This is a genomic window from Allotamlana fucoidanivorans (assembly GCF_006265225.1).
GTDB classification, from domain to species: domain Bacteria; phylum Bacteroidota; class Bacteroidia; order Flavobacteriales; family Flavobacteriaceae; genus Allotamlana; species Allotamlana fucoidanivorans.
In genome coordinates this window covers 80,563-107,395 of sequence record NZ_VDCS01000004.1, presented here as the reverse complement: position 1 = coordinate 107,395, position 26,833 = coordinate 80,563, and the positions used below count along the sequence as shown (strand labels likewise).

Here is a 26,833-nt window from a genome sequence, read left to right as displayed (position 1 = left end):
AAATATGCAAATGCAAGGGGCATTGACAAATTTTGTTAAAAATCTTAAACGAATCTTGAAATTAAGCAAGTCCAAATTGAGACAAAACAATACAATTTTGATTTACAAAGCTTATTAAACTAAAATAATCCATTTTAAAAGAGCAAAAACAACTTTAAAAATCAATAAACCAAAAGACACTATCCTGTAAAGTGTGTAAGTTATAAATCGAGGGTTGCAACCCTCGATATTTAATCTTTACACAGTTTATGAGATACTGCCTCGTGAAATCTCTTTTATGAAGCGCTCTTTTTGAAAAGAGACTAAATTTTTCAGTAGCCTCCAGATTAACGGCCTCTTTTTTTAGTATAAATCTTTAATTTTTTGAAGTTTGGCTTTCCAGACTGCTAATTCTGATCGATGCTTTTTTATGTTGTTTTTTACATCTTTTACTAGTGGATTATCATCATCTACATTGGTGAAAAACTGAAGGTTATTTTCTAATTGGTTAATTTGACCTTTTACTTCATCAATTTTTTTTCGAATAAACGTACGTTCATTATCTAGATTTCTACTGTCATCAGAGGCATTTAAAGCGTCTAGTTTATTTTCGTATTTAATGATTTCAGCTTCTGTTTTTTCAACCTTTAAATTGTTTAAAAGACTATCAATAATCTTTTGAAATTTTCCATCAATATATCGCTTGTCATTAGGCACTCTACCTATTGTTTGCCATTCCTTTATTTTGTCTTTAATCAATGATACACCAACTTCTTTATCATCAGGCAAATCAAGTGTTTTCAATTCAGTTAGAAATTGGTTCTTTTTATTGTAAGCATCAAGTTGTTCTTGACTTGCCGCATTGCGCTTAGCATGAATGCGGTCAAAGTAGTAATTACAAGCCGTTTTAAATTGTTTCCATATTTTGTCACTGTCCTTTCTAGGTACATGACCTATTTTTTTCCAGTCGCTTTGAATTTTCTTCATTAACGGTGTAACCGTTTCAAAATCTTCACTATCCTTATTGTCTTCGGCAATTTTTATAAGGTCTAATTTAAGTTGTAGATTTTTATATTGTTCTTTTTTTAAATCTTTGTAGAATGCATTTTTATTTCTATTGAATGTTCTTACAGATTCTTTAAATTTAGCCCAAGTTGCTTCATTCACTTTACTAGGAACTTTACCAGCATTAAAGAAGGCTTCACGAAGGGCTTCAATTTGCTTTATTTTCTTTTGCCAGGCACCATGTGTGTTTGTCTTCTGGGCTGAAATAGCTTCAATTTGGCTTATGATATCAAGCTTTTTTTCTAAGTTTTTCTCATAAACTTTATCAATTTCTTGGTAATAAAGGTGTCTTTTATCATTGATGATTTTAGTAGCCGCTTTAAACCTATCCCAAATTTCTTCACGGTGTTCTTTACCGACTGGTCCCAATTCTTCCTTCCACATTTTATGCAACTCTTGAAGTTCTCTGAAAGCATACATAACATTATCATCTTTGGTCAGCTCTTCGGCACGTTCAATAATGAGTAACTTTTTTTCTAGATTATGCTTAAAGTCTAAATCTCTTAAATCTCTATTTAAGTGTAAGAAATCATAAAAACGCTCTACATGATGGTGATAACTATTCCAGGCATTGTTGTATTTGTCTCTAGGAATAGGTCCCGTATTTCGCCAGCGTTCTTGTAATTCTTTAAAATGCTTATAAGTGGTGTTTATATTTTCTTCAAGGTTAATAAGACCTTTTAGTTCTTCAATAATAGCAAGCTTATCGGTTAAATTTTGCTTTAGGTTTTTCTCTAGGCTTTGATAATGTTCGTTTAATTTAGTACGGTAATCTTTATAAGCAGTTTTGTATCTTTTTTGAACGGGAGATGAATAATAGAAATCAATTTCATTACCACCATCGTTGATAAAATCTTCCTTCTTTTCGTCAATAAGAGCTTGGAATTTTAATTTGAACTCATTATTAATGCTATGAACATGAGATCTTATAGCTTGAACTTTTTCTGTTTTTAAAAGACGTTCTAATTCTATAGCCAAGGCTTCAAGAGACATACTATCATAATCTTTAACCTCTATTTTATGGCGGTCTTTATTACCTTCATCTTCAGCATCTTCAGCATTTGATTCTTCAATTTCATTTAAAACAGCATCATGTTCTTCTGTGGTACTTGAATGTTCAGCACTCTTTTCTGATGTGGTATAATCAGGTTTTTGGTTGGCTTCATTTTCAGCTGACGCAGGGTTTTCAATCTGTGAGTTTTCTTCAGAACTGTTTTGATTGTTAATGTTGTCAACTTTTTCTACTTCTTGTGCTTTGTTATTGTCAGACATTTTAAAAAATGTTAAGGTTCGTCAAATTACTTTTGACTTTAAAGATACTAACAAGTAAACTATAAACAAAGCCTTATGATGCTTTTACGCTATCTGGTTGTTATTTTACTTTATGCTCCAAATAGACCAAGCTTTTTCTGCTTGTAACTTTAACATATTTAAGCCGTTAATTATGGTGGCTCCATTTTGTTTGCCTCGCTTTAAAAATTTGGTTTCTTCAGGATTATAAATCAGGTCAAACAGAATATGTGATTTAGTAAAGGCCTGATATGGGATTTCAGGACAAACCTCTATATTAGGAAAGGTTCCTAAAGGGGTGCAATTAATAATAATGTGATGGTTTTCAATATCGGATTGTGTTAGTGTATCATATGAAAATGTTACACCTCCTTTTATAGTTCTAGATACAAAAGCATATGAGATGCCTAGTTCTTTAAGTGCATAGGCCACCGCTTTACTGGCACCACCTGTTCCTAAAATTAAGGCGCGGGTATGGTTTGGTTTTAAAAAAGGTTCAAGCGATTTTTTAAAGCCATAACAATCGGTGTTGTAACCAATGAGTTTGCCTTTTTTTGTGATTTTTATAGTGTTCACGGCTCCAATAGCTTTAGCTTCTTTATCGATTTCATCAAGAAAAGGCATCACGTCTTCTTTATAGGGTATAGTAACATTCATGCCTTTTAATCCTTTTGTGTTTTTAATTATGGAAGGAAATAAGTTAATGTTTTCAATATCAAAATTTTCGTATGATGTATCTTTTATCTGCTCTTTTTTAAATTTTTCTTTGAAATAAGCTCTTGAAAAGGAGTAAGATATATTTCTACCCAGTAAACCTAGTTTGTTCATTTTAATTTTCGTGTTTTTTGTCCGTACCATTCCAAAGCCAAAACAATAAGAATTCCTAAGACAACAAAAGCAATGGCATAGTAGGTTTCTTTATTTAAATGGGGAATATAGCGTTGATAATTTTCAATGATTTTTTCACCTCGGGAATCTAATAAAAACTCGCCATTAGGGTTCATTTTAAAGATTGTTTTTTTCCAAGGCCAAACCACACCTAAAGAACCAATAATGAAACCAATAATGGAAGAAATGGTAATACTTTTATAATGCTTTAAAATGTAACTAAGCACATGAGAAAAGGTTACTAACCCAGTAACAGAACCTAATGTGAAAACGGTCAAAACTTTAATCATTCTAATACGTTCTGGGTTGTTGATGAATGAAAAATTACCAGTTAAAATTTCTAATCCCGTATCATAAAGGGCATTGACCGAGTCTACTAATAGCAGCACATAATTTCCTAGTAAGATTAAAATGAAGGAGCCAGAGAACCCTGGTAGTGTCATCCCAGAAACACTTATGATGCCACAGAAAAAAACAAACCATAAGTTGTCATTTTCTTTAGCAGGATTTAAAAAGCTGATACTTACACCCAGTAGAATTCCAATTAAAAGAGCAGTATAGGTTTTATAATTCCAGTCGTTAAAATCTTTGTAGATATAGTAAATAGAACCTATAATCATACCAAAAAACACGCTCCAAACATAGAGTTCATAGTATTTTATCAGGTAGTCTAATACTTTTGAGACACTAAAATAGCTCACAATCATTCCGAAGAATAGTAAGCCTAAAAACCGACCATTAACATATTGATAAAAGCTTTTAAATCTGCCATTAAAAAGAAGAGCGAAAGCTTTTTTGTTTACTTTTTTTAGAGAGTAAATAAATTCTTCATAAAATCCAGCAACAAAAGCCACCACACCACCAGAAACTCCAGGTACTTTGTTGGCGGCACCCATGCCTAATCCTTTTAGAATTAAGAAAAGTTTGTCTCTGAACGTTCTGGTGCTTTGCATGTTTATTTTTTAGATCCTAGTTTCTCAAGAATAAAAATAGTTAAAAATCCAAGTATCATTAATATTACGGCAAAAAGAAGCTGGTGATCTCCTTCAAAGTTAAGAGGAGATACACTTTCTTGCAATAAAGGTGTTTCAATGCCTTTTGAGTTAGTGTGCCATGATAACGTTTTTTTCCATGGCCAAACTTTGTTGAGCGAGCCTAATATAAACCCAGTAAGTGCAGCAAGTGTTAAATTGTGATAATGTTTAAACAGCCATTTTAATATATGGCTAAAACTGAGTAAACCAATAACGGCTCCTGAAGCAAAAACGACTATTTTTTTTAAATCAAAATCATGAATGGCATCACTAAGTGTCTTATAAGTCCCAAGAATGATAAGAATGAAAGAACCTGAAATGCCTGGTAAAATCATAGCGCATATGGCTACGGCTCCAGAAAAAAACAGAAACCAAGTATCATTATTAGTACTTAATGGAGGCAGTTTACTAATATAAAATGCTATTGCAGTACCAAAACAAAAGGTTAGCAAAGTTCCTAAATTCCATTTTGTAATTTGTTTACCAACAAAGTAAATGCTCGCTAAAATAAGACCAAAAAAGAAGGACCAAATTAAAACAGGATGATGCTCTAAAAGGTGTTTGGCGAGTTTCATGAATGAAACAAAACTAATAATAATACCCGTTAATAGGGCCAATATAAAATTTCCGTTTAGTTGTTTCCAAAAGGGTTTAATCCCTTCCTTGAATAAGATTTTTAACAGATGTGTGTTAATATTACTAATTGTAGTAATAAGTTCTTCGTAAATTCCAGAAATAAAAGCAATTGTGCCGCCAGAAACCCCTGGAACAGCATCGGCCGCTCCCATGGCTAGACCTTTAAAAGAAATGATTAAATAATCGTAAAAACGTCTTTGCATACTTGATTTTTTAACGAAAATCAAAGGTATACAAATTAATGAAAGGTTTGATTATAGATTTGGATTTAGTAGGTTTTTTACTTGTACTCTATTTGAAACTTTAGGGAAAAGTTCATCAAGAATAAAGGCATAATCTATGTTCTGTTTCATGCCATTTTTTAAATGAAATGTACCTTTGTCACTTTCGTTTAGCAAAAAGTACAGGCCTGCTAGTCTGTACTCTATTTCAGCATTTTCAGGATAAAATTCAATGGCTTGTTCAAAATTATAAATAGCGGCTTCAGGTTCACCTAATTTTATTAGTAAGTCACCTCTTGATAACCAAGTGTTTAATTCGTAGTTTCCTAATTCTAAGGTTTTTTTATATCCGCTTTCAGCCTCTTCAAAAAATTTAAGACGATGATTGATTTGAGAGTACAACTTCCAATAGTGTACATTTTCAGCATCAATATTTATGGCTTTTTTGATGTAGTACAGCGCTTTTTGGTAATTTCCTTTTTTGTTGTGAAATTTTGTAATAGCAATCCAACCTTTGTCTAAAAGCGGATCTTCATGAACTGTTCGGTCGTAATACTGAAGTGCTAAATCATGATTGCCTAATTTTTCATAACACTTGCCAATTCTAAGCAATGCAAAAGACGTTGGGTCGTCTAATTTCAACGTTATGGTATAATTTTCAATAGCCTCTTCAAATTGTTTTAACTGTTCTAAAACCTTGCCGCGTTCAAGGTAAGCACCTACAAAAGTGTCATCAGAAATCACAGCAAAATCAAATGCAGTCAAAGCCTTTTTATAGTCTTTAAGAATACAGTATTGTTTGCCCAATTGATGCCAGGCCACTTCACAATAAGGGTTTTTGTCAAGAAAAATATTGAGGTATGCTATAGCATCTTCGGTTTGATCTAAAAATTCAAAGCAGTAAATGATATTGTATAAGGCAGAATAGTCTTCAATATCACTTTCTAAGCATTTCATGAAATACATTTTTGCTTCTTCAAACTTATCTAAAAACAAATATTCCATACCAATAAGAGAATATAAATCAACAATATCATCGGTAAGTTGGAGCGCTTTTTTTAGAACTTCAATAGCCTTTTCATGGTCGTCTTTTTTTGAAAAGATATTAGCTTTTTGAATGTATATTTCTTCATTAGTCGGGTCAAGGCTATGCAGTTCATTGAGTAACTCATCAGCTTCAACCAATTTGTCTTCAAAAACGTGAATTTCAACTTTAAAAAGTCTAAGATTGATGGAGGTAGGGTGTTGATCTAAGCCTAGTTTAATCGCTTTTTTAGCTAAGGCTATTTTGCCTTGGTTAAGGTAGTGGTGAATGATATTTTCAAATTCCTCAGAATCAAAAAACAAAACATGGTTTGTTTTTAACATTGATTCAAACTTGGTTAGAGGCAAATTATTGTTGTCATCACGACTAAACTCCATAAGCACGTATATAAGTGTTACTCGAATAAATTTAATATTCTATTTGACAAAAAGTGTGAGGTGATTTAAATGTTTTTAACAAAATAATCAACAAATGTGTGTTAGTGTTTTTTATATTGTTGATTTTTAGTTGTTTATGTGTTTTGGTTTATTCTGAATTTCGTTTAGAATGCCAATTATTATTTTGCATCCTTTCTTAATCTCCTCATTTGAAATGGTTAACGGCGGGGTAATACGAACAGCTTTTGGTTCAAATAATAACCAAAAGAGGATTAATCCTTGTGTTTGTGCTTTTAAGATTAAATCATTGGCGATAGCCACCGAGGGTGTTAAAAAGGCCAGCATAAGTCCCAAACCTCTTACTTCTTTAATTAGAGGGTGAACCAGTAGTTGCCTGAACAGGGTTTCTTTTTCTGTGGCTTGTGCCATAAGGTTTGATGCTGTGATTTCTTGTAGGGTTGCTAGAGCCGATGCAGCAATAACAGGGTGGCCCCCAAAAGTAGTAATGTGACCTAGCTTGGGCTGATCCTGGAGTAGATCCATTAATTTACCAGAAGCTGTGAATGCTCCTATGGGCATACCGCCTCCTAAACCTTTACCGCTTACCAAAATATCAGGAATGCATTGGTAATGCTCAAAACCATATAGTTTTCCTGTTCTTCCTATTCCGGGTTGAATTTCGTCTAATATTAATAAAGCGCCAACGTCTTCACACCTTTGCTTTACTTTTTTCAAATAATCGCCTTTAGGTACAATAAACCCTGCACCACCTTGAATAGTTTCTAAAATAACGGCGGCTGTTTTCTCTGTGATTTCGTTTATTTGATTTGTAGCATTAAAATCAATAAACTTTACGTCTGGTAAAAGTGGTCTGAAGGCTTGTTTTCGTTCTTCAAACCCCATAACACTCATAGAGCCCATGGTGTTACCGTGATAGGCTTTATGTGCTGCAATTATTTCACTGCGTCCAGTAGCTCTTTTAGCTAGTTTTAGGGCACCTTCAATGGCTTCGGTACCTGAATTTGTTAAATATGTTTTTTCTAAAGGAGCAGGAAGGTGTTTGGCTAAAAGCTTGGCCAATGCAACGGCTGGTTTTTGAATGTACTCACCATAAACCATAACGTGCATATATTTATCCAGTTGTTCTTTTATGGCTTGAACCACTTTTGGATGATTATGCCCTAATGGACAAGCTGAAACACCTGCAACAAAATCTAAATAGGCTTTTTTATTGCTATCATAAATATAAGCTCCGCTCGCATGCGATATTTCCATCGCTAAAGGATGGGGTGTGGTTTGCGCTTGATATTTAAAAAAATCGGTAATCATCTATTCTTTAGAAACTGTGTTTGGTGACACTTTTGGAACACCGTTGGTTGTGTTTTTAATTACGGGAGGTTTTAATTTTTTTGGTAAGTTCCTTGAAGCTTTTGATGTTTCATTGTCATTCACATTCGCATTTTCGTCTGCTTGTTTTACGCGATCCATTAAATCTTCATCTACAAAATCTTCTTGAGGGACATAATCATCAAGCCCTTTTATTATATGTAATTCAAAAGGTTCGTCATCATTAAACAGATCTTCAACATTTTTGGGACGTTCATTATCCCTCCAATCAAATCCTTTTAGAATTTTTTCTTTTTCGGGGTATTTAGATTCTGGATATAATTTACCATCTACTTGATTAAATCTTGTATATTCTTCAATATCACCATCGGCAAATAAAATAGAAATACTTCCCGATTTGGCTTTGTCAATACCTATAAGTTCTTGAAGTTCATTTCGCGCATAGAAAATAGATTCGGCATTTTTGGTGATATCAACTTGTCTCAATTCATTTTCATCATTAAACAGCCCAATGAGCTCTAAACCTGAAATTTGATTATACCCATTTTCGCTTATGGTATCTTTACTAATGATGAAGGCGTTTTCAAAAACGCGAAGAGAATCTATTCTTTCAGTTTCATTATTGGAAATAAGATGAATGGTGTCTCCCGTCATTTGGTTCTCCAGGTTCCAAAGTATGGGTTTGCGTTTTACTGAAAATTTATCACCACTGGAAAACCTCGGAATATTTATTAATTTTGTTAAACCCGTTCTTTGGTTAGAATGAATTGAATCTGCTTTTCCGCTGAGGTCAGATTTGTAAATTTTAGCCTTATAATACGCATTGATAATTCTATGGTCTTCTTTGCCTGTAACCATAATTTTATCGGCGTGAATGTAGATTGAATCGTTTTCTTGTTTGGTTACAGCCAGTGCTCGTTTTGTAATAAATAAAGAGTCTTTTGCTTTATAAACTTCGGCATAATGGCCCTTAATAACACTTTGGTTTATAGTGTCGGTTACTTTAATATTGTTTGTTGCTGAAGCAAATTTTGTTTTATCATCAAAATATAAACTATCACCTTCTATAATACGGTTGTCATAATTGATTTTAGCATTTTTTAAGGCATAACCAAAGTTTTTTTCGGTATCATAAAACCCTTTTTCACAATAGGTTTTACTAGTTTCAGTAGTTATAGTTGAAGGACCAAAGAGGTAGGCGTGTCCAGTATCTTCATAAAAATCAAAATAATTTGATTCTATGCGAGAGTCTTCATTGACCAATACCACGTCATTAACAAATTGAAATTTGGCATATTCCATGTAGTAGCGTCCAATACGGCTTGTTATGGTTCCAGAAGAATCTTTAATCACTGTGCCGCCCGTTCGGTAATAGGCTTGTTGTTTTAAACGATCAAAATATAAGGTGTCTGTTAAAATAGTTGAATTTGTGTTTTTTAAAACCACATCGCCACTGGCAAAAGCAAACTGCGTAATACCACTATACTCAATGTATTTTGAAGTCATGTTAATAGTATCGCCTTGTTTTACATTAACATTTCCATAGGCCTCAATAAAATCTTCTTGACTGTAATAAATAGCCTTGTCGCACCAAACGTTTGATCCGTTGTGTTCTATATGTACCTGTTGTTTATCATCTCTGGTTAAGACTTTTGCTCCAGGATAATTTTCTTCATCAATGGTTAATTTTCCAGCGTACTCAATTTGAATTTTCTTTTTTTTAGTTTCTTGAGCAGTGGTAACTACTGAAAATCCTAGGCTGATTAGGATAAGTAAAACCTTTAATTTATTCAAAATATATAATAGTTTGTGGCAAAAATAACGATTAATATGATGTTTTATGATATGCGTACAAAAAACGCTCCAATTTTTAAATGAAGCGTTTTTTTAATATTTCTTATTGGCTTGTACGAACTATTTTCTGAAAATAGTTTGTTTTCTATCTGGACCAACTGATACAATAGTGATTGGAATTTCAAGTTCTTTTTCAAGAAATGCAATATAATCGTTCAATGCTTTTGGCATTTGTGATGCTTCAGACATTTCTGTTAAATCCTCATTCCAACCAGCAAACTCTGTATAGATAGGGGTCACATTTTCAGGCTCAATATTATAAGGTAAATGTGTGATTTCTTCACCTTTATAACTGTAAGTAGTACATACTTTTAATGTTTTAAAACCAGATAGTACGTCACCTTTCATCATCATTAACTGGGTTACTCCGTTAACCTGACAAGCATATTTTAAGGCAACTAGATCTAACCATCCGCAACGTCTTGGTCGTCCTGTTGTTGCTCCAAATTCATTACCCACTTTGGCCATGGTGGCACCATCTTCATCAAACAGTTCGGTAGGGAACGGGCCAGAACCAACTCGTGTGGTGTACGCTTTAAAAATTCCAAAAACGTCACCAATTTGATTTGGTGCCACCCCTAAACCAGTACAGGCTCCTGCTGCTGTAGTGTTGCTTGATGTAACAAAAGGGTAGGTTCCAAAATCAATATCTAAAAGTGATCCTTGGGCTCCTTCTGCTAAAATGGTTTTTCCAGATTTTTGAGCTTGATAAATATATTCTTCTGAGTCAATAAATTTTAAACTTTTCAGCACATCAATAGCCTTGAAGAAATCATCTTCCAATTCTTCTAAGTTATATTCAATCTCAACATTATAGAACTTAATCATGTCTTCATGTTTGTTGGCAAGAGCTCTGTAACGTTCTTTCCAATCGCTGAGTTCTAAATCACCTACTCTAATACCATTTCGGCCTGTTTTGTCCATATAAGTTGGTCCAATGCCTTTTAAGGTTGAACCAATTTTAGCTTTACCTTTTGAGGCTTCACTAGCGGCATCTAATAGTCTGTGTGTAGGTAAGATAATATGTGCTTTTCTTGAAATAAGTAGCGATTTTCTGTAATCAACATCTTGTTCTTCAAGTTTATCTAACTCTCCTTTGAAAATAACGGGGTCAATCACAACGCCGTTTCCAACCAAATTGGTGGCATCATCATGAAAAATCCCAGAAGGAATGGTATGAAGCACATGCTTTTTTCCGTTAAAAACCAAGGTGTGTCCTGCATTTGGGCCACCTTGAAATCTTGCAATGATGTTGTAATTTGAAGTTAATACGTCAACAATTTTCCCTTTGCCTTCGTCTCCCCATTGAAGTCCTAGTAGTAAATCTACTGCCATTTTTTAATTCTAGTTATTAGTTGTTGATTTCCTATTTCCGTAAAAATAGAGCGAGTGGTTGTTAATTTCGATATCAAATATCTCTTCTATTGTTTTTTTTATAGACTGAATTCTAGGATCACAAAATTCGATAACTTCTCCAGTATCAGTTAAAATAACGTGATCATGTTGTCTGTCAAAATACGATTTTTCATAATGTGCTTGATTTTGCCCAAATTGGTGTTTTCTTACCAAACCACATTCTAAAAGTAATTCGATGGTATTATAAAGGGTAGCACGTGATACACGATACTTTTTGTTTTTCATGTTCAGATATAGTGATTCTATATCAAAGTGCTCCGAGCTGTTGTAAATCTCTTGCAGAATTGCGTAGCGCTCGGGTGTTTTACGATGCCCTTTATTTTCTAAAAAACTAGTAAAAACATTTTTTACTATTTCTTGATTTTTTGAGTCTGACTGTCCATCCATAATTTCCTGGCAAATTTACACTTTTTTTACACTCTAGTCACCTTATCTATACCATTAATTTTCTTAAGTTTCTCCAAAAGTTTTTTGATTATGGTGTTGTTTTTAACAACTACATTGATTTTTCCTGAAAAAAGCCCGTCATTACTTTCAAAACTGATACTTTTCATGTTGACTGCCATGTTTTCAGAAATAATGCTCGTAATATCGTTTACCAAGCCAATATGATCTATGCCTGAAACATTAATTTGAGCTAAAAATTCTTGCTGCGACGAATCTATCCATTTTGCCGTCATAATTCTGTAAGCGTAATTGGATTGCAGGCTTAATGCATTTGGACAGTTTTTTTTATGAACTTTTATGCCTTCTGAGACCGTTAGGAAACCAAATACATTATCACCAGGAATTGGGTTGCAACAATTGGAGAGTTTATAATCTAGGCGTTCTTCTTCTTTACCAAAAACAAGAGAATCATAATTTGTTGTAATCTCATTTTTGTTAAGCTCCTCTTTAGGAATATTCGCTTTTCTAGTAATTTTATTTTTTATGAAACTTACAAGCGTATTACTTCTGGATGACGCAAAGTTTTTTAGCATGGTATTGTCAATTGAGCCAATACCAACCCGATAAAATAAATCTAAACTTGTTTTTAATTTAAAATAGTTTACCAAATCATTGATGCTGCTTTCATTCAGGTCTATTTTTAGTTGCTTTAATTTTCTCCTTAGAATTTCTTTGCCTTCTTCACCTATACGTTTTCTGTCTTCTTTTAATGCCGATTTTATTTTTCCCCTAGCTCTGGCGGTTGTAGCATAGTCTAGCCAGTTGGGATTAGGTTTAGAGTTTTCTGATGTTAAAATTTCAACCTGATCGCCTGTTTGAAGCTCATGGCTTAGAGGAACCAATTTACCATTAACCTTAGCGCCTCTGGTTTTCATGCCAACTTCTGTATGAATATTGAAAGCAAAATCTAATGAGGTAGCACCTTTGGGTAATGATTTTAAGTCTCCTTTTGGTGTGAAAACATATATTTCTTGAGAATATAAGTTGAGTTTGAACTGCTCAACAAAATCTACAGCATTTGATTCAGAATTTTCTAGAGCTTCCTGAAGTCTATTAATCCAGTTTTCAAGACTATCCTCTTTCTCACGACCTTGTTTGTACTTGTAATGTGCCGCATAACCTTTTTCGGCAATTTCATTCATACGTTCACTACGTACCTGTACTTCAACCCATCTGCCTTTTGGTCCCATAACCGTAATATGAAGCGCTTCATAACCCGTGGTTTTTGGAGACGTAATCCAGTCTCTTAAACGCAATGGGTTGGGCCTGAAGTGATCTGTTACGATAGAATATATTTTCCAAGCTAAAAACTTTTCGTCAGTAATATCACTTTTATAGATGATTCTAATGGCAAACTTGTCATAAACTTCATCAAAGGATACACCCTGATTAAGCATTTTTCTTCTAATAGAGAAAATAGATTTTGGTCGCCCTTTTATGGTATATTCAAAATTCTCTTTATCCAGTGCTTTTTTTATAACATCACTAAACTGTTTTATATAAAGATCTTGTTCTTCTTTGCTTTCTTTTATTTTGTTTAGAATGTCATTATAGACATCGGGTTCAGTATACTTTAAACTTAAGTCTTCAAGCTGTGTTTTTATGTTGTAAAGCCCTATTCTGTGAGCTAAGGGGGCATAGATGTATAGCGTTTCAGAAGCTATTTTGTCTTGCTTGTCTGGACGCATACTGTCCATAGTTTGCATATTGTGCAGGCGATCAGCAATTTTTATAATAATAACCCTAACATCGTCATTGAGGGTTAAAAGCATTTTTCTGAAGTTTTCAGCTTGTAAAGACACATCCATGTCTTTTTCCTTGCTTAAAGAAGATATTTTGGTAAGGCCATCAACAATGGTAGCTATAGTTTTACCAAATTCCTTTTCAATGTTGTCTATTTCATAGTCAGGACTATCTTCAACAACATCATGCAGTAATGCTGCAGCAATTGATGTGGCATCTAAACCGATTTCCTGAGCTACAATTTTGGCCACAGCAATGGGGTGGAAAATATAGGCTTCGCCAGATTTTCTTCGCTGATTTTTATGCCCGTCTAAAGCTACTTCAAAAGCTCTCCGTATAAGTATTTTATCTTCTTTTGATAGCGTGGTGTAGCTTACCTTAAGAAGTTCTTTATACGCTTTTGCAATAGCAGCATTTTCCTTTTCTATATCTTCTGCAGTCATAATTTAAAAATAAGCTAAAGAATATTAATTAGCAACCTAGAATTTGTTTTTGTAAATTAAATAGTAGTTAAAAAAGTGACTAGCTTTGTTATGGCTTTCCCCCGATGACCAATTTTGTTTTTTAAGGTTAAGTCCATTTCGGCAAATGTATTTGAGAAGCCATTTGGCTTAAAAATAGGGTCGTACCCAAAGCCATTATGGCCTTGTTTTTTATGGGTTATTTCACCTTGACAAATGCCTGTAAATAATTCTGTTTCATCACCAATATTTAAAGCGATTACAGTTTTAAATTGAGCTTTTCTGTTAGTGTTAGCTTCTAATGCATTGAGTAATTTGTTCATATTATCACTGTCACTTCTTTGTTCTCCCGCATATCTTGCCGAGTATACGCCTGGGGCTCCGTTTAGGTGTTCAACTTCAAGTCCGGTATCATCAGCAAAGCAATCGTACCCATAGTTGGTTTTTATAAAATTGGCTTTTTGCATTGCATTACCTTCAATGGTGTTTTGGGTTTCAGGAATATCTTCTACACAATTAATATCCTTTAAACTTAACAGTTGAATATGAGAAGGAACAAGGGCTTGAACTTCTTTTAATTTGTTGATGTTATTGGTTGCGAAAACAAGTTTCATTGAATGGATTGTTTTTAAATTCAAAATTAGTATTATCTTGTTTTAAACAAAAGAAATTCAATAATATGAATAAAATGATTAAAACAGGGGTTTTATCTTACGGAATGTCTGGTAAATTGTTTCACTGCCCATTTATAAGCAGGCATGTTAAATTTGATTTGGTGGCTATTGTTGAAAGACACACCAAACAAGCCCAATTGGATTATCCTAACATAAAAAGTTATGATAAAGTAGATGATCTTTTAAAGGACACTGATATTGAATTGGTAGTTGTAAATACTCCAAATGTGACACACTATGATTTTTCTATAATGGCTCTACAAGCAGGTAAACATGTGCTGTTAGAAAAACCATTTACAGTAACACTACAAGAGGCAAAATCGCTTTATACCGAAGCTAAAAAACAAGACCGTTTTATTTTGCCTTTTCAAAATCGTCGATTTGATAGTGATTTTTTATCTGTGAAGCGAGTAGTTGAATCGGGCGTGTTGGGTGATTTGATTGAGGTTCATTTTAGATATGATAGATATACATTTGATATTAGTAATAATGTGACAAAAGAATTAGGTACCCAAGGAAATGGCTTGATGTATAATTTAGGGCCACATTTAATTGATGCTGCTATTAGTTTATTTGGAGCACCTGCTAAATACCATAAAATAACAGGTAAAAACAGACCAAATACTCAGGTTGACGATTATGCTTTTGTACATATGCAGTTTAATAGCGGTTTACAGGTATTTATTACGGCTAGTTTATTGGTAGCTGAACCACAAGCGGCATTTGTTTTACATGGAACAAAAGGATCTTTTGTAAAAAGCAGGTCAGATGTGCAAGAATCTCAATTGCAATCTGGGATGAAACCCGATAATAAACTATTTGGTAAAGAAGCCAAAGGGCAAGAAGGTTTATTAACCACAGTTAAAAATGGTTATGTGAAACGAAAAAAAGTAAAAGCAGAGTTGTCATCGTATTTGAATATGTATGAGGCTGTATATCAAACATTAAGGTGTGGTCAGCCTTTTTTGGTAACGGAAAATGACATTCTTAAACAAATGGAGATTTTAGAATCATAACGTTTTTTGTAATAAATTAATTAAGAAATAAATTATAAGTTTTTTATGATTTTTGTTTCTGTAAGAGTATAAAAAAACTTGTATCTTTCCAATGAAATATTAACATAAAAAGCGTTTGACTATGACAGTAAATTTTCAGTATGTAGGGGTAGATGTAAGCGAAACACTTTCGGCTTTCACAGAAGAAAAATTAAAAAAAATCTTTAATAGATATGAGTTTTTAATTGGTGCCACAATACACTTTAAAAAGGATGAAAAAGATCATAATGAGGGTAAAATTTGTAGTATTGAATTGAGTTTGCCAGGACCAAGATTATATGCTACATCAAATGAGAGAAATTTTGAAGTTGCGGTGCGAGAGACTATTGCTGATTTAGAAAGACAACTGAAAAAAAGGAAACAAGTTTATAAAACATATTAGTGTTAATTTGCAATCAAAAAAAGATTGCAGTTTTAATAAAAAACCATCAAGATAGTTTTGTTTTGATGGTTTTTTTGTTAGCGGTTAATAGTTTTCCTCTTATCTATGATGATAAGGCTCATTTTTTAAAATAGTAAACCCTCTATAGAGCTGTTCAATAAAAAATAAACGAATCATTTGATGAGAAAATGTCATTTTTGATAAAGAAATTTTTCCTTGCGCTTTTTTATAAATAGCTTCAGAAAAACCATACGGGCCACCAATAACAAAAACCAGTTGTTTTATCCCAGAGTTCATATGCTTTTGTAAATATGAAGAAAACGAAACCGAGTCGTGCTGCTTTCCATTTTCATCTAACAGAATCAAAACATCAGTAGGAGTTAACTTGTTTAAAATCAAAGTACCTTCTTTATCTTTTTGTTGCACCTCACTTAAATTTTTACTTTGTTTTATGTCCGGAATTATTTCAAGCTTAAATTTTATATAAAAGCCTAGGCGTTTTTTGTAATCGTCTATAAGTGAAGCTAATTGCTTGTTGTCTGTTTTACCTATGGCTAAGAGTTTAATGGTCATAAAATCAAAATTTATTCAAAGTCTTTATGAATTATGCATTATAATTGAAAAAAAATAAAAAATTCGTAAAACGAAAATTTAAAAAAGTAAATCAATTTGTTATTTTTGCTCAAAATACTAAAAATATGATTACACAAGAGCAGTTTGATTCAGAAGTAAAATCAATAATTGCAAACGCTATCAGAGAAGATGTAGGTGATGGAGATCATAGTTCTTTGGCATGTATTCCAGAGAATGCAAGAGGCCGAGCTAAGCTTTTAGTTAAAGACAAAGGGATTATAGGTGGAGTGAATTTTGCTAAAAAAGTATTTGCTTATGTTGATAAGAATTTAAAGCTTGATGTAAGAATAGAAGATGGTACAGAGGTTACTTATGGTGATGTGGTGATGTATGTTGAAGGTCCGTCACAATCTATATTAAAAGCAGAGCGTACTGTTTTAAATGCCATGCAACGTATGAGTGCTATTGCTACTAAAACAAAGATGTTTGTTGACCTAGTTGAAGGAACTAAAACCAAGATTTTAGATACAAGAAAAACAACTCCTGGTATTCGTGTTTTAGAAAAATGGGCGGTAAAAATTGGAGGTGGAGAGAACCACAGATTTGCGCTTTATGATATGATTATGCTTAAAGATAATCATATTGATTTTGCTGGTGGCATTACTAAAGCCATAGAAATGACCAAGCAATACCTAAAAGAAACAGGTAAAAACCTTCAAATTATGGTTGAAGCAAGAGACCTTGTTGAGGTTGAAGAAATATTACAAAACGAGGGTGTTTTTAGAATTCTTCTTGATAATTTTGACTATGAAGATACCAGAAAAGCTGTAAAACTTATTGGAGATAAGTGCTTAACAGAGTCTTCTGGAAATATAAATGAAACAACCATCAGGCATTATGCTGAGTGTGGTGTTAATTATATTTCATGCGGTGCTTTAACACATTCGGTTCACAATATGGATTTAAGCTTAAAAGCGGTAAAATAATTTAGTTTTAAGAGGTAAAACAATTTTTTAAAAAGCCATTCTTATTTTAATAACTTTGCTATAGATTTAAAAGCAAATGTATTAATGACCAAACCCATTGAAGACAAACTAGACAAAATCCCTGTGATTAATGTTATAGTGCGTTTCTTGAAACAGCTTAAATTGCTAGGGCTTGAAGGGTTGTCTTTTTATGATTTATTAGAACTTTATATAACTGGTATTGTTAAAGGAGCGCTAACCACCAGAGCTAGTGCCATTGCTTTCAGTTTTTTTACAGCTATTTTTCCTTTTTTATTATTTGTAATCATCCTTATTCCTTATTTGCCTATTGAAGGATTTAAAGATGAGTTTTTAGTTTTTCTGGAATCATTTTTACCACCAAGTACCTCCGATTTCTTTTTTGACAATATTTTTGAAAATATTGAAAATTCTCAAAGAGGCGGACTTTTGTCGTCGGTTTTTATCTTGTCTATTCTCCTTATGGCAAATGGCGTAAATGCTATTTTTTCCGGATTTGAAAACTCTTATCATGAACAGCTTACAAGAAGCGTATACAAACAGTATTTTTTTGCATTAGGAATAGCGTTGATTTTAGCCTTTTTACTTATAATAACTATAACTGTTTTAGGGTATTTTCAAATTTATGTTGTACAAGAAGTATTGCACGCTTTTGAGCACCGAGGGTATAATTTAGATTCTAGTGGGGTGTTGTGGACCAATATAGTTCAGTATATCTTTTTTGTAATGATGATTTATTTGGCAACTGCTACATTGTATTATTTTGGTACTAGAGAGGGTAGGCATTCCAAGTTTTTTTCAGTTGGCGCGTTGTTTACTACTTTGCTAATTATGTTAACCTCTTATTTTTTTGGTGTTTATATTGAAAATTTTAGTCAGTATAATAAGTTATACGGCTCAATAGGAGCATTGTTGATTCTTTTGTTTTATTTGTGGTTAAATGCTAATGTGCTTTTATTAGGGTATGAACTCAATGCTTCATTAAATAATCTAAAAAAAAGAAGAGAGCTATTAAAAGGAAAAATAAAAGACTAAAAATCGATTAAAAATTTGTCTTACTATATAGATGTTATCATTCCAATACCACTCCAAAAGTTGTTTACTTATGGGGTAACGTCAGCTGAAGCTAAGTTTTTAAAACAAGGTATGCGGGTGTCTGTACCCTTTGGAAAATCTAAAATTTACACAGGTCTTGTTTATGCTATCCATGATAAAGCACCAGTAGGGTATGAGGCCAAGGATATTGAACAGATTTTAGATGAAAAACCCGTAATTACACAAGTGCAATTGCAACTTTGGCAATGGATAGCTAGTTATTACATGTGTACCTTGGGAGATGTAATGCGTGCAGCATTACCCAATGCTTTTATATTAGAAAGTGAAACCGTTGTGATAAAAGGTGCAAAAACCATTGACGAATCTGATTTAAAGGACGATGAGTTTTTGGTTTATGAAGCGCTTCATCATCAGTCCTCGCTGAAGATTCAAGATATATCTGGTATTCTAAATAAACAAGGGGTTTTGCCTGTTATAAAACGACTTATTGAAAAGGAAGTGGTTTTTGTTGAAGAAGAAGTTTATGAAAAATACATACCTAAGTTGGTTAGATATGTAAAGCTTCATTCCGAATTTACTTCAGAAACAGCCTTACATACTTTGTTAGATGATTTAAGTAGAGCACCAAAGCAGCGCGAGGTAATCTTAACTTTATTTTCGCTTTCTGCTAAAACAAAGAAACCTATCAAGGTGTCTGACCTAACTGCTGAGAGTGGTGCTTCTAGTGCTATTATTAAGACGTTAATTGATAAAGGGATTTTAGAAGAGTATCATATTCAAACAGATAGAGTTGAATATTCGGGAAAAGAGACCGAATTGTCAAAGATGTTAAATGAGCATCAAAATCAAGCCCTTGCTGAAATAGAGGCGTCATTTAAAATGCACCGTGTTGTTTTACTGCATGGAGTAACGTCATCAGGAAAAACAGAGGTCTACGTTAAGCTTATAGAAGACACTTTAAAACAAGGTAAACAAGTTTTGTATTTGTTACCAGAAATAGCATTAACCACACAATTAATAAAACGGTTGCAAAATTATTTTGGTGAAAAAGTGTCTGTGTTTCACTCAAAATATTCATCGCATGAGCGTGTTGAGGTTTGGAATAATGTTTTGAACAATCAGCAAAAAGCGCAAATTGTTTTAGGCGCTCGTTCCTCGGTGTTTTTACCTTTTAATAATTTAGGTTTAATCGTTATAGATGAGGAGCATGAGCAATCCTTTAAACAATTTGATCCAGCTCCGCGTTACCATGCCAGAGATACTGCGGTGGTTTTGGCGCATATTCATGGGGCTAAAACGCTTTTGGGATCGGCTACACCTAGCCTAGAAAGTTATTTTAATGCTAAGCAGAATAAATACGGTTTAGTTGAATTAATGTATAGGTATAATAATGTATTAATGCCAGACATTGAGTTAGTTGATATAAAAGACAAGCTGAAAAGAAAGCGTATGACGGGGCATTTTAGCGATAGACTCATTGAGGAAATGACAGAAGCATTGGGCCAGGGATATCAAGTTATTTTGTTTCAAAATCGTCGTGGGTTTTCTCCAATTGTAGAGTGTTTTACCTGTGGCCATGCCCCCCAGTGCCCAAATTGTGATGTGAGTTTAACATATCATCAATACAGAAATCAGTTGCGCTGCCATTATTGTGGTTATACCACTGTAATGCATAAAACATGTGAGGCCTGCGGAAGTCCAGAATTAGACACAAAAGGATTTGGTACCGAACAGATAGAGGCTGAGGTGAAACAATTGTTTCCTGAATATAAGGCGGCCCGGATGGATTTAGATACTACTAGAGGTAAATACGGTTATGAAAAAATTATTACGGCACTTGAACAGCAAGAAATAGATATTTTGGTGGGTACTCAAATGCTGACTAAAGGCTTGGATTTTAGGCGTGTAAAATTAGTTGGTATTATGAATGCTGATACGATGCTTAACTTTCCTGATTTTAGGGCGCATGAACGTAGTTTTCAATTGATGTTACAAGTTTCAGGAAGGGCAGGGCGAACCGCAGAACGGGGCAAGGTATTAATTCAAACCTATAACCCGCACCATAATATTCTACAGCAAGTATCAACTAATAATTATATCGATATGTTTTCAGAGCAAATGAATGACAGGTATAATTTTAAATATCCACCAGTTTATAAGCAAATAAAACTTACTTTAAAACATAAGGATTTTAATAGGGTTGATACGGCTTCTATATGGTATGCAAAATCTTTAAGGCAGGTGTTTGGTGACTATGTTTTAGGACCTGAAGCGCCTCCAATAGCAAGAATTAGAAATCAATTTCACAAAAACATCTTGATTAAAATTCCTAAAAAACAGTCTTTAGCAAAAACAAAAGAAGCTATCATTAAAATAAACAACAGCTTCTTAAGTATAAAAGATTTTCGGTCGGTTAATGTAATTTTAAATGTCGATAACTTTTAATTTAGTTGGTGTGTTCTAAATGTTGTTTAAAGCATCAACCAGTTGCGTCTTCTTATTTCTACTTAAAGGAATTTCGTAAGCACCAACTTCAACATTTTTACTGTTAAATCTGTCAATTTTATCTAGATTAACAATATAAGATTTATGGATTCTCAAGAACTTACCTTCAGGTAGCTCTGCTTCAAACGCTTTCATGGTAGATAATACCACAAGGCTGTTTTCTTCAGTTACTAATTTAACATAGTCGCCTAAAGCTTCAATCCACTTAATGTCTTTAATGTAGACCTTACGTTTTTTCAAGTTGCTTTTTACAAAGATATGTTCGCCATCTTCTTCTTTAAAGTCCTGAGTCAATCTGTGCTGTTCTAGGGCTTTGTCAACAGAGGTGTTAAAGCGTTCTCTTGTAATGGGTTTGTGCAAATAATCGGTAGCGTCATAGTTGAAAGCTTTAAAAGCGTATTCTGTTTTACCGGTTACAAAGATAATTTGAGGTTTGTTGTTTAATACGTCAAGAAGTTCAAATCCGTTTAACACTGGCATTTCAATATCCAGAAAAATTAAATCAACTTGATGCGTATTTAAACCATTTTTAGTTTCTAAAGCACTACTGTACTCTGCAATTAAGTTAAGAGATGGGTGATTCTCTACTAACTTAACAATAGAGAGACGTTGTATTGCTGAATCGTCTACTACTACACAGTTTAAAGTCATAACATTTATATTATTTCGGTTAAGATATCGACAATAGTACGAAAAATTCGGCTAAAAACCAAAAAACATCGGTAAACTGCTTATTTTAACATAATTTTAACATTGTTTTAGTGTTATAATTATTGTTACAAATATAAGGGAAGAATATTGTGTAATATACAGAAATTATTTATTTTTGCACCCAATTTTTAACAATAAAAACGATTTTTATGAATCATTATGAAACTGTTTTCATCTTAAATCCCGTTTTATCTGAAGATCAGATAAAGGAAACAGTAAAGAAATACGAAGATTTTCTTGTTTCTAACGGCGCTAAGATGGTATCAAAAGAAGATTGGGGGCTTAAAAAATTAGCTTACCCTATTCAAAACAAGAAAAGCGGATTTTATCACTTGTTTGAGTATCAAGTTGCTGGAGAAGTTATTGATGCTTTAGAGATTGAGTTTAGACGTGATGAGCGTTTTATGCGTTACTTAACTGTGAAGTTAGATAAACACGCAATTTCTTGGGCAGAAAGAAGAAGAGAAAAACTTAAACAAAAAGCTTAATTATGTCATCAATAGAACAACAATCAAAAGGAAAAAAAGACGGCGAAATTCGATATTTAACGCCGCTTAATATTGAAACAAATAAGCAAAAGAAGTATTGTCGTTTCAAAAAATCTGGTATTAAATATGTAGATTATAAAGATCCGGATTTCTTATTAAAATTTGTAAACGAGCAAGGTAAAATTTTACCAAGACGTTTAACAGGAACGTCATTAAAGTATCAAAGAAAAGTGTCTGTAGCTGTAAAAAGAGCGCGTCACTTAGCTTTGATGCCATATGTAGCTGATTTATTAAAATAAAATACACATAACAATGGAACTTATATTAAAACAAGACGTTGATAATTTAGGATTTAAAGACGATGTTGTAACAGTTAAGAACGGTTATGGTAGAAACTTTTTAATTCCTTCAGGAAAAGCAATATTAGCTACAGTATCAGCTAAGAAAGTTTTAGCTGAAAATTTAAAGCAAAGAGCTTTTAAAGAAAAGAAAATAGTTGATGATGCTAAGAAAGTAGCTGAAGCCTTAAGAGCTTTAGAAATTAAAATTGCGGCTAAAGTTGGAGCAGGAGACAAGTTATTTGGATCTGTAAACAATATTGACTTAGCAGAAGCCTTAGAAAAAGAAGGACAAGCAATAGATAAAAAATTCATTACACTTACTACGGTTAAGCGTTTAGGTAAGTATACTGCTGTAATTCGTTTACACAGAGAAGTATCTGTTGATTTAGAGTTTGAAGTTATTGCACAAGCTAGTTAATTAACAATAAGTTAATAAAAGCTTTAAATAAAATGAAACCACTCTTTCGAGTGGTTTTTTTTTGTCCTATTTTTGTTTGAATTCTTGTTATGCATGCATAGTAAGTACATATAAACCAACACAACCTTAACAATTTATTCAAATGAAAAAAAACTACTTTTCCATTTTTCTTATGTTTTTTGGGATTTTGGCTTTTTCGCAGGTCACCACCTCAAACATTAAAGGATTAATTCTTGATGATGCCTCAGAACCCTTGCCAGGCGCTAACGTTTTAGCTATTCATACACCAACAGGAACGCGCTATGGAGCGGCCACTAATTTTGATGGCCGATACAACCTTTTAAATTTACGCATTGGAGGGCCATATACCGTAACCATTAGCTACGTAGGGTATAAAGAACAAGTGTTTAACGATGTGTATTTAACCTTGGGTAAAACTCAGAATATTGATGCCGTTTTGTCAGAAGACAGTCAACAACTGGATGCAGTGGTGATTCAGGGCTCTAGTACCTCAGGTACGTTTGGAAGCGATAGAACGGGAGCAGAAACAAGTGTGGGGCGACGGGAATTAACCAGACTACCAACCATTTCTCGATCGGCGGCAGACTTTACCCGGTTAGAGCCTACCGCTAATGGTAATTCATTTGGAGGTAGAAATGATCAGTTTAATAACTTTTCATTAGATGGCGCCATTTTTAATAATCCGTTTGGCTTAGATGCGGCAACCCCTGGAGGACAAACTGATGCCCAGCCTATATCTTTAGATGCTATTGATCAAATTCAAGTGGCACTGGCTCCTTATGATGTTACACAATCTGGTTTTACAGGAGCCTCGGTTAATGCGGTTACTAAAAGTGGTACAAACGAATTTCACGGTACTTTGTATGGGTTTTATAGAGATGAATCTATGACAGGTAAAAAAATTAAAGGCGATAAAGTGACACGTCCAGATTTAAATCAGTCACAATATGGCGTGTCTATTGGAGGGCCAATTGTTAAAAACAAACTGTTCTTTTTTGCCAATTTTGAAAAGGATGAACGCGATGATTTAGGAACAAATGGATGGGTACCCAATAGAAATACTGGAGCTATTAATGAATCAAGAGTTGCCGTTCAAGATTTAATTGATGTAAAAGAGGCGCTTGCGGGATTAGGTTATAATACGGGAGCTTTTGAAGGGTTTACTTATGCGTCTAATTCTACTAAAGGGATTTTTAAATTAGACTGGAACATTAATGATAATAACCGCTTGGCCGTAATTTATAACTTTTTGAATGCATCAAAAGAAAAGCCAGCACATCCTACAGCGCTGGGTTTTAGAGGGCCTAATGCGTCAACATTGCAATTTCAAAATTCAGGCTATGAGATAAATAATAACATTCAATCTGTACAAGTTGAGTTAAATTCAACATTATCTGAAATGGCTTCAAACAAATTGCAAGTAGGATATACGCATTTTGATGATTTCAGAAATCCGTTATCAACGCCTGCGCCTGCAATAACCATACAGCAGGGTGGCTCAAATTATATTATTGCGGGGCATGAACCATTTTCAATCAATAATAAACTAGATCAAAAGGTGTTTCAGTTTACAGATAACTTAAACTTCTTTCTAGGCGATCATACATTTACCGTTGGGATTTCTTTTGAGAAGTTTGAATTTGATAATTCATTTAACTTAGGCGTTTATGGTCTTGGTGATGATCGTGGGTATGTTGGTGCTTTTGGTGCTTTTGCGTCACTTGCCGATTTTCAAACGGCCATTGGTAATGGTTTGATTTCTGATGCTATTTCTGGTGCTAGAAATACGTTTGACACCAATAATGCTAATGATTCCTGGGCATTGGCAGAAACTAATGTAGGCCAATTATCATTTTATCTTCAAGACGAATGGAACGTTACCGATAATTTTAAATTAACCTATGGATTCCGTTTTGATAAGCCTCTGTTTTTTGACACCGCTAAAAAGGCGCAAGATGTTATTGACAGAGCTTGTTGTTATGCACCAGATATACCATATGTAAATCCCAATACAGGAGAAACGGTATTTCTTGATAATACCAAAATGCCAAATAATGATTGGCTGGTATCTCCAAGAGTTGGTTTTAACTATGATGTTGAAGGCGATAAATCATTGCAAATACGTGGAGGAACAGGCTTGTTTACAGGACGTTTTCCATTTGTATGGTTAGGCAACCAAGTGGCAAATCCTGAAGTGTTTTTCTATCAAATGGTAGATCCAGATTATAAGTTTCCACAAGTTTGGAGAACGAATGTAGGAGCAGATTACAGATTTGAAAATGGTTTGATTTTAACAGGAGACGTGTCTTACACTAAAGATATTAATGGAGCTCATGTTCAAAACTGGGGTCTTTTAGAACCATCAGGAACATTGCAGGGGGTTGATAATAGACCTATTTATCTTGAAAGTGACATAATTAATAACGCCTATGTGTTCACAAATTCAGACAAAGGTAGAATTTGGAATGCCTCGGTAAAGGCTCAAAAAACCTTTAACAATGGTATTTATGCCATGTTAGCTTACAGTTATTTAAATTCAAAAGATGTTAATTCTATTGAAGCCGAAATAACAGGTGATGCGTTTGCATTTAATCCTGCTTTGGGTAATGTAAATGATGATGTGTTAGCCTATTCTAAGTATGGCGATACCCATAGGTTTATAGGGGTTGCTAGTAAAAAGTGGACGTACGGCAACGATGCATGGTCTACAACATTGTCTACCTTCTTTGAATATGCTCAAGGCGGACGGTTCAATTATACCTACGGAGGCGATATTAACGGTGATGGCTCAGGTTTAAATGATTTGATTTATATACCAACTTCAGATGATATTACACAAATGCAGTTTGCCAATGCTGGTGATGCTGCGGCGCTTGATACTTATATTAGTCAAGATGATTATTTAAAAGGCAGAAGAGGTCAATACGCTGAGCGTTATGGCGCATTGGCACCTTGGCGTGGCAAATGGGACATTAAATTATTACAAGATTACCGTTTTAAAGTATCAGAAGACAAAACAAACACCATTCAGTTTAGTATAGATATTTTGAATTTTGGGAATATGCTTAATTCTAATTGGGGCGTGATTCAGCAACCTAATAACGTACAGCCCATTGGTGTAACCGTTGATGAAAACGGTATGCCTACCTATTCTTTCAATCAAGATCAAAAAACAACCTTTGGTTTTGATTCCAGTTTAGCATCCAGATGGCAAGCTCAAGTTGGTTTGCGCTATATTTTCTAAAATAATAGCATATATATTCTTAAATTTGCGCTCCTCATTGAGGGCGCATTTTATTTTTATATCATGAAATATTCAAGACTTACAAAAGAGCAGTTTGAAGAATTACACCAAGAATTTATTAATTTTTTGGCAACACAATCTATAACGGCTGATGAATGGGCAAATTTAAAAGAGAATAAACCAGAATTGGCTGAAACGGAATTAGATGTTTTTAGTGATTTAATATGGGAAGGTGTTTTAAATAAGGCTGAATATCTTGAACATTTTTCAGCACAGCATATGTATTTGTTTAAGCTTTCAGAAGAAAAAATGCATGCCATTGTGGTGAATGTGAAAAACGATGAGGTTGATATCACCACATCTGAAGGCTATAATTGGCTAAGAGAAAACCTTATGGATGAACACGTAGAGTTTTTGCAAGCCGATAAAGACTATTCAGAAGATAAGAATCTAGATAAATTTACGATGATAGAACAGGGGGCTTCTATAACAAAAGGCGATTTATATAGATATTTTGATAAGTTAATCAATTAATTATTCGTTTTAATGTGTCGTCGT

At 33.7% G+C, this 26,833-nt stretch carries 23 protein-coding genes; 10 read left to right on the top strand and 13 right to left on the bottom strand.

Annotated features, from left to right (window positions below):
• Nucleotides 1-342: 342 nt before the first annotated feature.
• From FGF67_RS04815 to FGF67_RS04765, 11 genes are all read right to left on the bottom strand, one after another.
• Nucleotides 343-2,316, bottom strand: a complete 1,974-nt coding sequence (locus tag FGF67_RS04815; protein ID WP_139695350.1) for a DUF349 domain-containing protein — start codon at nt 2,314-2,316, stop codon at nt 343-345.
• A gap of 105 nt (nt 2,317-2,421) precedes the next feature.
• The gene (locus tag FGF67_RS04810; RefSeq protein ID WP_139695349.1) at nt 2,422-3,162 is read right to left on the bottom strand and encodes a shikimate dehydrogenase family protein; all 741 of its coding nucleotides are present in this window, start codon (nt 3,160-3,162) and stop codon (nt 2,422-2,424) included.
• A complete protein-coding gene (locus FGF67_RS04805; protein WP_139695348.1) occupies nt 3,159-4,175 on the bottom strand; it encodes a DUF368 domain-containing protein in 1,017 nt (338 codons plus the stop codon). The genes FGF67_RS04810 and FGF67_RS04805 overlap by 4 nt, the downstream gene beginning before the upstream one ends.
• A 2-nt stretch (nt 4,176-4,177) precedes the next feature.
• A complete protein-coding gene (locus FGF67_RS04800) occupies nt 4,178-5,095 on the bottom strand; it encodes a DUF368 domain-containing protein (RefSeq protein ID WP_139695347.1) in 918 nt (305 codons plus the stop codon).
• A gap of 51 nt (nt 5,096-5,146) precedes the next feature.
• Nucleotides 5,147-6,535 (bottom strand): tetratricopeptide repeat protein, encoded by a 1,389-nt coding sequence (locus FGF67_RS04795; RefSeq protein ID WP_139695346.1) that lies wholly within the window; start codon nt 6,533-6,535, stop codon nt 5,147-5,149.
• Nucleotides 6,536-6,661: 126 nt separating this feature from the next.
• Nucleotides 6,662-7,864 (bottom strand): aspartate aminotransferase family protein, encoded by a 1,203-nt coding sequence (locus FGF67_RS04790; RefSeq protein WP_139695345.1) that lies wholly within the window; start codon nt 7,862-7,864, stop codon nt 6,662-6,664.
• Nucleotides 7,865-9,676 (bottom strand): OstA-like protein, encoded by a 1,812-nt coding sequence (locus tag FGF67_RS04785; protein WP_139695344.1) that lies wholly within the window; start codon nt 9,674-9,676, stop codon nt 7,865-7,867.
• Nucleotides 9,677-9,796: 120 nt separating this feature from the next.
• Nucleotides 9,797-11,071, bottom strand: coding sequence for an adenylosuccinate synthase (locus FGF67_RS04780; RefSeq protein WP_139695343.1), 1,275 nt, complete (start codon nt 11,069-11,071; stop codon nt 9,797-9,799).
• Between the two features lie 9 nt (nt 11,072-11,080).
• Nucleotides 11,081-11,539 carry a Fur family transcriptional regulator gene (locus tag FGF67_RS04775; RefSeq protein ID WP_139695342.1) on the bottom strand — a complete coding sequence of 153 codons (459 nt, stop codon included), beginning with the start codon at nt 11,537-11,539 and terminating at the stop codon, nt 11,081-11,083.
• Nucleotides 11,540-11,565: 26 nt separating this feature from the next.
• Nucleotides 11,566-13,785 carry a RelA/SpoT family protein gene (locus FGF67_RS04770; protein WP_139695341.1) on the bottom strand — a complete coding sequence of 740 codons (2,220 nt, stop codon included), beginning with the start codon at nt 13,783-13,785 and terminating at the stop codon, nt 11,566-11,568.
• A 56-nt stretch (nt 13,786-13,841) separates the two neighbouring features.
• Nucleotides 13,842-14,417 (bottom strand): non-canonical purine NTP diphosphatase, encoded by a 576-nt coding sequence (locus FGF67_RS04765; RefSeq protein WP_139695340.1) that lies wholly within the window; start codon nt 14,415-14,417, stop codon nt 13,842-13,844.
• A gap of 65 nt (nt 14,418-14,482) precedes the next feature.
• Between FGF67_RS04765 and FGF67_RS04760 the strand changes: the two genes are divergently transcribed.
• Together FGF67_RS04760 and FGF67_RS04755 are read left to right on the top strand one after the other, a co-directional pair.
• Entirely contained in the window at nt 14,483-15,493 is a 1,011-nt protein-coding gene (locus tag FGF67_RS04760) for a Gfo/Idh/MocA family oxidoreductase (protein WP_139695339.1), read from the top strand.
• Between the two features lie 121 nt (nt 15,494-15,614).
• A complete protein-coding gene (locus FGF67_RS04755) occupies nt 15,615-15,914 on the top strand; it encodes an HPF/RaiA family ribosome-associated protein (RefSeq protein ID WP_139695338.1) in 300 nt (99 codons plus the stop codon).
• A 99-nt stretch (nt 15,915-16,013) separates the two neighbouring features.
• Here FGF67_RS04755 and rlmH read toward each other — a convergent pair whose 3' ends face one another.
• Nucleotides 16,014-16,487: a 23S rRNA (pseudouridine(1915)-N(3))-methyltransferase RlmH gene (gene rlmH / locus FGF67_RS04750; RefSeq protein WP_139695337.1), complete on the bottom strand. Its 474-nt coding sequence runs from the start codon at nt 16,485-16,487 to the stop codon at nt 16,014-16,016.
• Between the two features lie 125 nt (nt 16,488-16,612).
• Here rlmH and nadC point away from each other — a divergent pair, with 125 nt between their 5' ends.
• The 3 genes from nadC (at nt 16,613) to priA (ending at nt 20,992) form a co-directional block, all read left to right on the top strand.
• Nucleotides 16,613-17,473, top strand: a complete 861-nt coding sequence (gene nadC / locus FGF67_RS04745; RefSeq protein ID WP_139695336.1) for a carboxylating nicotinate-nucleotide diphosphorylase — start codon at nt 16,613-16,615, stop codon at nt 17,471-17,473.
• 84 nt (nt 17,474-17,557) lie between these two features.
• On the top strand, nt 17,558-18,526 hold the full coding sequence (locus FGF67_RS04740) for a YihY/virulence factor BrkB family protein (RefSeq protein ID WP_139695335.1): 969 nt from the start codon (nt 17,558-17,560) through the stop codon (nt 18,524-18,526).
• Between the two features lie 15 nt (nt 18,527-18,541).
• Nucleotides 18,542-20,992 carry a replication restart helicase PriA gene (gene priA, locus FGF67_RS04735; protein ID WP_139695334.1) on the top strand — a complete coding sequence of 817 codons (2,451 nt, stop codon included), beginning with the start codon at nt 18,542-18,544 and terminating at the stop codon, nt 20,990-20,992.
• A gap of 15 nt (nt 20,993-21,007) precedes the next feature.
• Here priA and FGF67_RS04730 read toward each other — a convergent pair whose 3' ends face one another.
• Nucleotides 21,008-21,703 carry a LytR/AlgR family response regulator transcription factor gene (locus FGF67_RS04730; protein WP_136480689.1) on the bottom strand — a complete coding sequence of 232 codons (696 nt, stop codon included), beginning with the start codon at nt 21,701-21,703 and terminating at the stop codon, nt 21,008-21,010.
• A 209-nt stretch (nt 21,704-21,912) separates the two neighbouring features.
• Between FGF67_RS04730 and rpsF the strand changes: the two genes are divergently transcribed.
• The 5 genes from rpsF (at nt 21,913) to FGF67_RS04705 (ending at nt 26,809) form a co-directional block, all read left to right on the top strand.
• Nucleotides 21,913-22,251 carry a 30S ribosomal protein S6 gene (rpsF, locus tag FGF67_RS04725; RefSeq protein WP_139695333.1) on the top strand — a complete coding sequence of 113 codons (339 nt, stop codon included), beginning with the start codon at nt 21,913-21,915 and terminating at the stop codon, nt 22,249-22,251.
• Between the two features lie 2 nt (nt 22,252-22,253).
• Nucleotides 22,254-22,550 (top strand): 30S ribosomal protein S18, encoded by a 297-nt coding sequence (gene rpsR, locus FGF67_RS04720; protein ID WP_139695332.1) that lies wholly within the window; start codon nt 22,254-22,256, stop codon nt 22,548-22,550.
• 13 nt (nt 22,551-22,563) lie between these two features.
• Nucleotides 22,564-23,010 (top strand): 50S ribosomal protein L9, encoded by a 447-nt coding sequence (rplI, locus tag FGF67_RS04715; protein ID WP_139695331.1) that lies wholly within the window; start codon nt 22,564-22,566, stop codon nt 23,008-23,010.
• 142 nt (nt 23,011-23,152) lie between these two features.
• On the top strand, nt 23,153-26,275 hold the full coding sequence (locus FGF67_RS04710; RefSeq protein WP_139695330.1) for a TonB-dependent receptor: 3,123 nt from the start codon (nt 23,153-23,155) through the stop codon (nt 26,273-26,275).
• Between the two features lie 63 nt (nt 26,276-26,338).
• Nucleotides 26,339-26,809 (top strand): DUF6495 family protein, encoded by a 471-nt coding sequence (locus FGF67_RS04705; RefSeq protein ID WP_139695329.1) that lies wholly within the window; start codon nt 26,339-26,341, stop codon nt 26,807-26,809.
• Nucleotides 26,810-26,833 lie beyond the last annotated feature (24 nt).